This window comes from Halalkalicoccus subterraneus, assembly GCF_003697815.1.
Lineage (GTDB): Archaea > Halobacteriota > Halobacteria > Halobacteriales > Halalkalicoccaceae > Halalkalicoccus > Halalkalicoccus subterraneus.
Genome location: NZ_RDQG01000099.1, coordinates 1 through 9994, shown reverse-complemented (window position 1 = coordinate 9994; position 9994 = coordinate 1). Strand labels below are relative to the sequence as shown.

Below are 9994 nucleotides of genomic sequence, written 5' to 3'. Positions count from 1 at the left end.
TTCGAGACTCAACCGACGACCGGGACTATCGAAGGCGATCTCGAGCGAATCGACGTGAATCGAACGGTCTACGACGTTACTGGCTGAACGGGACGTTCCACTCGTTTTGCTTGGTAAAGATGTTGTGCCAGCCGAACTCGTTCATTTGCTGGCGCCCTGGGAAGGATGATTGGTCGATCCCGGTCTCTGGATCGGGATGGGCACACTGGTTACCCTCAATATAGATGCCGTCAGCGGGAGCACCTCGAATTAGAACGTGAGGCGTGAAACCCCCGCGATTATGGTTGATGTACGGATCAGGCTCATATGGCCCTGCGTTCGCGCCGTTGTGATGACGCTGATCGACGACTCGTGTCGGCCGGATGATCGAGTTGCGAACGAGCATCGTTCCACCAGCACGCCACTGCCAGCGAAGGGCGGAGCGACTGTTCCCGCCGCTTTCGTTCTCACCGACACGGTGCATATCGATCGGGTGGCTTGTGACATGCGGCCCGAAATCACATTCGATCGCGAGATAACCTGCATCCGCCGTGCCGTATCCACAGATCGCATGGCGATACGCGTCAAAAGCACACCGGTAGATCGTGGGTGTGCCGCGATTGACGTCGATCGGATAGCCTGCGGAAGTCATCATGCAGTTATGCAATGCAGAATAGAGAATCGAGGGTGAGGCCGGCGATTCTCGACTGCCGACCATGATACCGGTCGAAAAGCCCCAGAGTTCGCAGTTATCGAGCTGGCTACTGTCGGCTTGCATTGAGACGCCACGCGCATACCAGTTGCTGCGCCACTGTTCGCGATCAGCATACGTTTCTCCGGGCGCAAGCGGAATATAGCCCGGAATTACCGGCGAAGCAGTGTAGTTCCAGTGCGGGCCGCGGATCGTCACGCCGGTGAGACGACCGCCTTCCTCGAGTGTGAAGAGGGCGTTGCCCATCGCCGGTGAGCCCCGGCCGCGATCCGACGTGGCGAGGAGCGCACCTGAGGCGTCGTCCGAGCGGCCCGACGCGATCGTCACATGGCGAAGTGTGAGATTCCGGCCGCTCAGATCGATGACTGTATCGGCTGGGATCCAGACGACACGTCCGCCGCCACGAGTAACTTCGGCTTCGAGAGCAGCAGCTGATTCGACGACGACGTCAGCATCTTCGCGGTGGACGTCTTGAAATGTGGGGCCGCCACTGAGGCCGGTTGTTGAGCCGCTTAAATCGAATAGTTGGAGACAGCCGGCAGTGCTGGCGAGTGTCGTACCGGCTGCTGTCGCTGCTGTCCGCTTGAGGAACTGTCTGCGATCCAGTGACGAGGAAGACGCCTCGTCTGTCATATTATACTAATATAAGCTTAAACTTATAAAAACTTGTCTAGGCCTGAGTGCGATCAAATGGAAGAGTACATGAAATGACAGATGTGGCTATGCCTTGTGCAACACAAGTATGATCTCGTTAATGTTGCACAAGGCATTCTATTGCTAACCCAATTTTAGAGAGGAAACAATCTGACGGAGTTTCACCGTAACCTCGTATAGATTATCGGTCTCGAGTTCGCTGGTGTTGCTGGTCAGTTTTCTCTGTGTCATTAGAGATGGGGGTCTTAATCAACAGCATTCTTGTTGCAATTGGCTTTGCAACCATCATGTATTCATTATTCCTTGAACGTGCATAATCCAGTTCTAGTAAGATAATCTATACCTTCCATAATCATCTCCTGATTGGTATGGTCAATGACATGTAATAGGACACCGACCACTGGTTATCCTATACTTTGCAGTGGTCTGAAGTATAGATTGATTGATTACTTTTGAGCGTCCAATAGGTTTCTATCTGTAGGACTCTTTCGCGGATTCCGGTTGAGTGGGAATCCGCCACGAGTTAACCCAGACTGCTACCGAAGCGTTGCTGATGGCGCATCGATTAATGCTCCGAACCATACAGTGGAGGGGGAAGGAAGCAACTCCGTGGCGAGGTAACGTGTTCACGGACATTCTGAGGGATGGAGCGGGACTGTTAGTGACTTGTCTTCGGAGCGGTGATGTCAATGCTTGATCCAGTATTAGCAAGCCGTGTTCAGTTTGCACTCACCGTTATCGTCCACATCATTTTTCCTGTGGTCAGTATGGGGCTTGCGCCGTTTCTCATTTACTTCACATGGAAAGATATTCGCTCTGAGAAAGCGGTTTACGAGCAGCTCCGTCGGTTTTGGACGCGGATTTTTGCCGTGAGCTTTGCCACTGGAACTGTGACTGGACTTGTACTTGAATTCGAATTTGGAACGAACTTTGCTGCTTTCTCGACGACTGCTGGTGAACTATTTGGGGGTCCACTCGCCCTCGAAGGGATGATGGCATTCATGTTAGAGGCGACCTTCCTCGGTATCTTTGTCTTTGGTCGAGAGCGGGTTTCAGATCGATTCTATTTCTTGTCGAGTATTGCTGTCGGTCTTGGAACGTGGTTATCTGCCGTCTGGATCCTCATCGCGAACTCTTGGATGCAGACCCCACGTGGGTTCGAATTGGTGATGGAGGATGGTCAGCCGATCGTCCATCTCGTCGATCCACTAGCAGCGTACCTGAATCCCCGATTCCCCTGGATGTTTGTTCATATGCAGAATGCAGCTGTCGAATCAGTGGCCCTTCTTATGGCTGGTATTGGCGCCTACTACGTTTTCCGACACCATGTCTGGGGGTATTCGATCGACAATATCGAATTCTGGGAAGCGACGCTAAAAATTGCTCTCGTCGTCTTGGTCATCACGGCACCGCTCCAAGCGATTCATGGCGATCTCTATGCTCGCCATATCGTTGAAACCCAGCCACAGAAGTTCGCTGCAATGGAGGCAATCTGGGAAACTGATTCGTACGTCCCCGAATACATTGTTGCTTTTCCAACGAGTATTCAAGACCTCTTGGACCCACGCGCGAAGGAAATCTTCGGGCTTGGAATTCCAGGCGGTGCCTCATGGCTTGCTAGTGGCGGTGATCCACAGGCAACGATTCAAGGCCTCAATGAATTCGAAGGCCCACAGCCACCTGTCGCTATTGTCTTCTGGTCGTTCCGAATTATGGTTGCCCTTGGGTTCTGGTTCATTCTGCTTGCGTTCTGGGGCGTCTACCGCTGGTGGCGCGGTGAGCTGTACGAGGACGATCTTCTCCATAAAGCGCTCATGCTCTCTGCGCCGTTAGGACTTCTCGCTGTTGAGCTTGGATGGATAGTCACAGAGGTCGGCCGCCAACCATGGGTCATTCAGGGCGTGATGAAGACAAGTGATAGTGTCTCACCCGGGCTTACAGGTGCCGAGGCGACAGCGACCCTTGTTGGTTTTGCGATCGTATACCTTGGCTTGTTGACTCTATATACGTACGTTATCGTTCGTATCATCCGTACTGGTCCACCGGATGGGGACGAACTCACGACGGTGGAGAGTTCGTCATCGTCACAATCCGAGGTGAGTACAGATGACTGACGCCGGCACCCTCGCAAGCGACACGTTGTTTGGGCTCCCATTGGCCGACATCTGGTTTGGACTCGTATTTTTCATCCTCGGGATGTTCCTCTTTCTCGATGGGTTCGACTTCGGTGTCGGAATCCTATTTGCGACTCGAGATGACAAGCACGAGCGTGAGCAGTTACTTGCAGCTATTACGCCGTTTTGGGACGGCAACGAAGTGTGGTTGGTTGTGTTCGGCGGCACATTGTTCGCGGCTTTCCCGGCCGTATATGCGAATCTGTTCAGTCGTCACTACTTGCTGATGTTTGCTATTCTGGGGGCACTCATTCTCCGTGGTCTTGCACCTGAGATGTACGAACAGCGTGAGGATGAGCCATGGCAGCGGTGGTGGGGACGAGCGTTCATCATCGGAAGCTTCGCGGCACCGTTTTTCCTCGGTATATTCATAGCGAACTGGTTGCTCGGTACAACGACTCTTATTACGCTGCCAGGCATTCTCGTCGGTCTGACGGTCGTTGCACTAACTGTCGTTGACGGCGTCGCATTCCTCCGATTAAAGACGCGTAATGAGTTGCGAGACGAATTCCGAGCGGATGGCTATCGAGCGCTTGTACTCTATTTCATACTAGTCGTACTGACGCTGAGTGCCGTGTATCTTACCGCCCCTGAATTACGCTCAGCCTTGCTGTCGCCCTTAGTTGTGGGCCTTGTCGTAGTGAACCTCGTCCTTACTGGAATCTATGCGGTAGCAACACGCTCCGATCGCTACTATGTGGCGTTTATTGCCGGTGCAGGGCTCGTGTTCACGCTGATTAGTACCGTTGCCGGGTTGATGTATCCGGCTATTGACCGTGTTAGAGGATTAACTGTGGAGACAGCTATTGTTTCACCGTTGCCGCTGAATATCATGTCAATTGGAGCTGCGCTCTTGTTGCCGTTGATCTTCCTTTACTTTGGCGTCCTTTACTCGGTCTTCAGTGGTCCAATAGAGGCAGATGAGTCATACCAATGAATGAAAACAACGATTCGATTGACGAGAATAGTACTCTGGTTAGTAGCGATGCGTCAACGCCCCGTCTCAGCTCACGGATCTTGATAACATGGGTTGAACTAATGATCGTTGGAATCGTTGGTGGTTTAGTTGGTACTACCATTGGCGGTGCTCCAGGATTCATTGTTTCACTCACAACAACGGTACTTACAGTAGGAATTATCTTCTACAACGTAAACGAACTCATCAAAGATTGGATACAGGCGACGCATGAGACATCCTGATTGGTTTGAAAAGACACAGTGGGTACGTTGAGTAGTTCATTAAAATTAAATCGAATTACTGGCACCTACTAAGGAAACGAGAGATCTCCAGAGCCTATGCTGCAATCTGTAGTAGTGACTTCGGTGACTTGATGACGAGCAAGAGCTTATGACAGTAGAGACACTACTGACAGACATGCCAATCGATATTGAAACGTTCACTGAAGGAAACAGTGAAGAGCTAACCGAGGTAACGAACGCTGAAAAGGTTGTTCGATTCCTCTATCGACACAACGACAAGGCCTTCACTCCCTCCGAGATTGCAGAAGGGGCCAGTATCAAGAAGAGTTCGATCGGTACTGTTCTGCGTCGGCTGCAGGATCGGGAGCTTGTTCAGCATAAGGGCGACTACTGGGCGATCGGTGATGAGCAACGAGTCCACGACGCATTCCGATTCCATCGGACGATAACGGATCTGGATGAGCGGTTCGGTGCGGAGAATCTCGGCGACTGGCGTGAACACGCTGCTGAAGACCCATCCGAATGAGTATGGAACGCGGAGACGTTGTGCTCGCAGCTGACCCATTCAACGATGAGCGCACGACTGGCCGCCCGTTTCTGCTTATCAATCGAGCAGAAACACCGTTTCATGGTGAACAGTATATCACTCTTTCACTGACGACGCGAACGTGGCATGATGAACGAATCGTACTCATGGATGAACACTGGCAAGAGGGGGGCGCTCCTAAATCGAGTTCGATAATGCCGTGGTCAGTAAATTCAGTAAAGACCGAGTGGATCACCGATTGGCACGGAAGACTCACCGATGAGATCGTCGACCAGGCTGTTGCTCAGTTGCGAGAGTACGTTGAGTGACCCAGTTCTAGGATTGATGTCGGTCCCCCAATAGCGATCACAGCGCCGAGGAAGCTGATGAGAGCTGACTACCAGGTTTCCGTGGACAACCGTTGTCGAGAGTGGTACCTCTCAGGGAGGTCCGTGGCTAGAGCCGTCACCAGCCGTTCACGAGACGTACCTACTAGTAATCGTACTGTATGAACAACCGCTTGCGTGGGGAATGGGCGAGTTTCTGTTAGAGGTCTAACCCGCTCTCGCGGGAATTAGGGCCCGGGGACATCATTCCCCACCGACGTCAGCTGTCTCCGGAGAGTCCGCCTCGAGTGTGGTCTCACCGGGAATCTCGGACTCTTCAGGAAGCACGACGCGCTGTTCCTTATAGGAGAGTCCGTCCTTCTGGCGGCTCTTCTGTTTGACATAGAGCCGGCTTTTCGTGAGATCGATGAGTGCGTCGATCGTTCGACTGGCGAGTTTCTGGCTGTACTCCTTGCTCACGCCCGGTTCATTGTGGCGAAGCCACTGGGCGAGTTCGCCGGCATCGATGTACTCGCGAACGCCACTACAGCCCTGATTCCAGAGCCTGCTCTGGTTTTGCTCGTGATCCTGCCAGACTTCCGCTGCGAGTCGGATGGGTTTTGAAGAGGCGGCCGAGTGAAGCATATCATCATCCATTCGTGCGAGCTGCTGGATTGGGAGAAGATCGCCCGGCGTGAGTGCTGGTTCGCCGCCGCGATCGAGTGGGTCGTCGCCGCCAAGAATGCGGGCGTATCTATTGCCATCGTCTTTGGTGAATTGCTCGAGGTGATCAATCTCGATGTCAAGAGTATCGATATTCGGTTCGACGTTCTTCCACTGGAGATGGGCGTTTTTCTCGAGTTCACGCGACTGAAGTTCCGTCACCATCTCGCGGGTCTCACCGGCTCTCCGACGAACGGCGTCGAGGAATGCGTCTTGGTGTTGAACGGTGTCTTCGAGCTCCTCAATCCGTTCGTCTTTGTGTTCGAGTTGGGTTTCAAGTTCCTCGACGCGATCAGTGAGCGCCTCGAGACGGTCACAGACTGTGTCGAGTGTTGGCTCGTTGGCCATCGTGGGCTGGTTGGTGGCGGTGCTTTTGGTTGTGGTAGCGTCGGTCATTGGAAATAGAGTACTGGTGAGACGATCGGGCCTGCCTCGTGGCTAGAGAACGGTACGGACGCGTAGCTCGTCACTGAGGGCTCGCTGACGAGCAGCGAACCGCTCGGTCGACAGCGAGCGCTGGCGCTATCGGAGTGGCCACACATTCTCGTGTGGACTACTCCTGCTGGACGTGAGCGCTCGTTCCTGTTGCTGAACGTCTGGCTCGCTGGAGCTCACCGATTGCCGGGTCGGGAGGTGAATCAGCAGTCTCGGTCTGGACGTGGTGGTGGTCCCCTCTTAGCGAGCAGTGGTCGTTTTGAGAGACACTACGGCAGGTCTGACAGCAGTGTGCGCTCGGTGTTTCGAGATCGGCGAACGCAACGCGCGTGTACTCCGTGTCGGCCGAACAATTGCACAGTGGTGTTCGCTGCTCGTCGTCGCGCTCGATATGGTAGGTCGTGTGTGAGAGGTTTGGGAGCTCAGCAGTAGGAATGAGTGCTACTGGCCCGTCAGTGATGGCTGATCCTTCGCTTGGTGGGCTTGTTTGGATCGTGTGGATGTCCGAGAGGATAAGCGCCTTGTCGTTCGAGTGTGCTGTTGTCGTGAGGCGGGTCGCAAGGAGGTACTCACTGCGTCCGGAAATCGGGGTGATCTTCTCGGGGGTACAATCAGAACAGAAGATCTCTTTGAGCCTGTAGGTCGATGCGTCTTCTGGCCGGATCGCATGCAGGATGCAGCGATCGTCGGCATCGAACAAGTGATTGCAGTGAGTGCATATCGACTCTGATGGGAGACGAGTGCCGGCGAACAGTTGGGTAAGACTGGTATCGATCTCAATCTGCATTAGGCCGTCACCTCCCTGATCAGGTGGTTTGCAGGCTGTGCTATATGGTCCGCTGATACCGTGAGAAAGCATTTATCCTCAGGGTACCGTGGTTTTGATGGCGTCATACTAGGTTGCCTTGGGTGGTCTGTACAGGACCAGGCAGCCATCGGCGCTCTCCGCTGTGATAAGGGACTGCTCACATTCAACGTGGAACTTGGGTTGTGAGCGGTCCCCTATCTGCGGAGTGGAATAGGCCATCGACGGACTCGGAACTTCCCGAAGTCGTATGTCGATTTGCCCTCAGTCATGTACATCTGAATCGAGTGGCCCCAGGGATATAGTTGCATTCCGTGACACAGTGTAGGAGGGGTTGCAACATCCTGTTAACCTAGTTACGATAAACACAAAAACAGCACTACTACGCGGATGGCTCGTTCATAAAGTTAGAGACAGGAACTGCATTATCACGATACTGATTATACATCTGTTCTACCCAGTCGAAAAATTCAATCGTATCCCCAGTTAGCGCTGCACTTAGATGGCCCTCCGAACCGTGGGCACCAAACATCGCATGCAAGTCTCCGAACATCGCAATCCCCACATCGATTGGTTCCGGGTGGATCAACAATCGGAAATTGTCTGCTTTGATCCCACGCATATAATCGTCGTTATATTTTGTTGCGATATTTTCCAAAACTGTTGGGTCAATAATGAGCTCAACTTCCGTTCCTTCCTCTAGCATTCGCGCTGCATGCGTATTCATTACTGGGCTTACTATCGGGAGCATTCCTCGAAGGGTATCTACTTCGAGCATGCTAGCTTCAATAAAATCGTTCAGAACTGCATGTGGATCGTGCTCTGTTGCCGTTGCTAGTGTTGAGGATTCAAGTACCTCAACCGGTATTGAGACGTCATCATCTTGAAGTTGATCAAATAGCTCCTTTTTCTCTGTAACTTGTTCGATATTCTCCTCAAAGGTGTCGTAATGACTAATAAGTAGTTCTCCCGTCAGTGTGAGTTCGAATTCGCGTGTGCTCTGTTCTTCAACCCATCCTGCTTTGTCCATCGCCTGTAGTGAACGATGGATGGTTGAGCGAGTGAAATCACACTGGTCTTGTAACTCATGTTTTCGGGCAGGTCCAGTAGAAAGAGTGCGCAACAGTTCAATACGGCTTCTTGATGAGACCAACTTTGAAATATTCTCGTAGGAGTCCGGCTTCATCGAATCTCTCTTCAAAAGGAATCCACCAAAGAATTACGCTCTGTCGTTGTTTTGTCAATTTTAAGAGTGGTCTGACACTGCAGTCTATCGATTTGACTGCAAGCGAGACATATAACCGCATAGTCGTCCTTTCATCCAATGATGGGATCCGATCAACCACCGGGTCTTAGTGCTCCTATTGGTGTCCGAAATCTTCTTGAGCTATATCGAGATCCGTTCGAGATCTTCCCAGAGTGGAACGATGAATACGGTGACTTGGTGAAAATTGAGACGAATAAAGGCCCTCACTATCTCCTCTTTCATCCATCCTACTTCGATCGAGTACTCGTCGATGATTTCGAGCGTTATGGCAAGGGGTCGATCCAAGAAGAGATTTTCAAGCCGATTACTGGTTCGAATAGTCTCCTCCTTTCTTCTGGTGATCAGTGGCACGAACGACGGGAGATGATGCAGCCAGCGTTCCAGCGTGAACAGGTCGCAACCTACGTTGATACGATGGCATCCTATACAGAAGATCATATCCAGAACTGGGCTCCGGAGGAGACAGTTGCCATCGACAAGGAGATGACTCGACTCTCACTTGCAATTCTCGGACAGACACTTTTCGGAGAGGATATTCGGAATCGCGATGGACCGATTCGAGAAGCTGGCGAAGCAATCGCTGACAAAACGGATGGATCTTCGATCAACTTCTACCTTCCAGATTGGTTGCCGACTCCAACAAATCGGCAATTTGACAATGCGATTGAAGCATTCGATCGCGAACTTGAGCACCTAATTAGAGAGCGAGAGGAAGCATTACAGGGATCTTCAGCCACTGCCGGTAAGAACGATCTACTAACGAAGTTCGTCCAAATCCGTCAGCGTGAGGGCGGTGATGTGATGGATATTGCGACGATTCGAGATAACCTCAAGGGGCTTGTACTCGGGGGCCGGGATACCGCTGCACTTGCACTTACCTATACACTGTATCTCTTAGCGCAGCATCCGACAGTCGCTGATCAGGTCTATCGAGAGTGCGAAGATATTCTTGGCGATGAACAGCCAGATATCGAGGCACTCGAGGACCTTGAGTATACGGACGCTGTAATCAACGAATCGCTTCGTCTCTATCCTCCAGTGTACGGTCTGTTTCGTGAACCTCGAGAACCAACGGAGATTGCAGGATATGATATCCCCGGCTCTGGTGAATCACTAGACGGCGTCGGATTCGTCCGTTAGTTCAAAGGAATTGAAGCGGAAGATTGCCGATGATCCATGTCGAAAATCTCCCG

The 9994-nt window shown here is 52.2% G+C and carries 11 protein-coding genes; 7 read left to right on the top strand and 4 right to left on the bottom strand.

Going from position 1 to position 9994, the window contains the following annotated elements; genetic code table 11:
* Positions 1 to 76: 76 nt before the first annotated feature.
* Complete coding sequence (locus EAO80_RS19095; protein ID WP_122091400.1) at positions 77 to 1324, bottom strand: twin-arginine translocation signal domain-containing protein; 1248 nt, start codon at positions 1322 to 1324, stop codon at positions 77 to 79.
* A gap of 257 nt (positions 1325 to 1581) precedes the next feature.
* Here EAO80_RS19095 and EAO80_RS21055 point away from each other — a divergent pair, with 257 nt between their 5' ends.
* The 6 genes from EAO80_RS21055 (at position 1582) to EAO80_RS19070 (ending at position 5574) form a co-directional block, all read left to right on the top strand.
* Complete coding sequence (locus EAO80_RS21055) at positions 1582 to 1662, top strand: hypothetical protein (RefSeq protein WP_449404324.1); 81 nt, start codon at positions 1582 to 1584, stop codon at positions 1660 to 1662.
* A gap of 372 nt (positions 1663 to 2034) precedes the next feature.
* Positions 2035 to 3459, top strand: coding sequence for a cytochrome ubiquinol oxidase subunit I (locus tag EAO80_RS19090; RefSeq protein WP_122091399.1), 1425 nt, complete (start codon positions 2035 to 2037; stop codon positions 3457 to 3459).
* Positions 3452 to 4456, top strand: coding sequence for a cytochrome d ubiquinol oxidase subunit II (gene cydB, locus EAO80_RS19085; RefSeq protein WP_122091398.1), 1005 nt, complete (start codon positions 3452 to 3454; stop codon positions 4454 to 4456). Before EAO80_RS19090 ends, cydB begins: the two co-directional genes overlap by 8 nt.
* Positions 4453 to 4719 (top strand): hypothetical protein, encoded by a 267-nt coding sequence (locus tag EAO80_RS19080; RefSeq protein WP_122091397.1) that lies wholly within the window; start codon positions 4453 to 4455, stop codon positions 4717 to 4719. Before cydB ends, EAO80_RS19080 begins: the two co-directional genes overlap by 4 nt.
* Before the next feature lie 175 nt (positions 4720 to 4894).
* Complete coding sequence (locus EAO80_RS19075; RefSeq protein ID WP_122091417.1) at positions 4895 to 5245, top strand: MarR family transcriptional regulator; 351 nt, start codon at positions 4895 to 4897, stop codon at positions 5243 to 5245.
* 2 nt (positions 5246 to 5247) lie between these two features.
* Complete coding sequence (locus EAO80_RS19070; RefSeq protein ID WP_245998740.1) at positions 5248 to 5574, top strand: type II toxin-antitoxin system PemK/MazF family toxin; 327 nt, start codon at positions 5248 to 5250, stop codon at positions 5572 to 5574.
* 261 nt (positions 5575 to 5835) lie between these two features.
* On the opposite strand, the gene EAO80_RS19065 is transcribed toward EAO80_RS19070, so the two are convergent.
* From EAO80_RS19065 to EAO80_RS19055, 3 genes are all read right to left on the bottom strand, one after another.
* The gene (locus EAO80_RS19065) at positions 5836 to 6690 is read right to left on the bottom strand and encodes a hypothetical protein (RefSeq protein ID WP_122091395.1); all 855 of its coding nucleotides are present in this window, start codon (positions 6688 to 6690) and stop codon (positions 5836 to 5838) included.
* A 157-nt stretch (positions 6691 to 6847) separates the two neighbouring features.
* Positions 6848 to 7516 (bottom strand): hypothetical protein, encoded by a 669-nt coding sequence (locus EAO80_RS19060; protein WP_122091394.1) that lies wholly within the window; start codon positions 7514 to 7516, stop codon positions 6848 to 6850.
* Between the two features lie 400 nt (positions 7517 to 7916).
* Complete coding sequence (locus EAO80_RS19055) at positions 7917 to 8720, bottom strand: helix-turn-helix transcriptional regulator (protein WP_162994095.1); 804 nt, start codon at positions 8718 to 8720, stop codon at positions 7917 to 7919.
* Positions 8721 to 8858: 138 nt separating this feature from the next.
* On the opposite strand from EAO80_RS19055, the gene EAO80_RS19050 reads away from it, so the two are divergent.
* Positions 8859 to 9941 carry a cytochrome P450 gene (locus EAO80_RS19050; protein WP_122091392.1) on the top strand — a complete coding sequence of 361 codons (1083 nt, stop codon included), beginning with the start codon at positions 8859 to 8861 and terminating at the stop codon, positions 9939 to 9941.
* Positions 9942 to 9994: the final 53 nt, after the last annotated feature.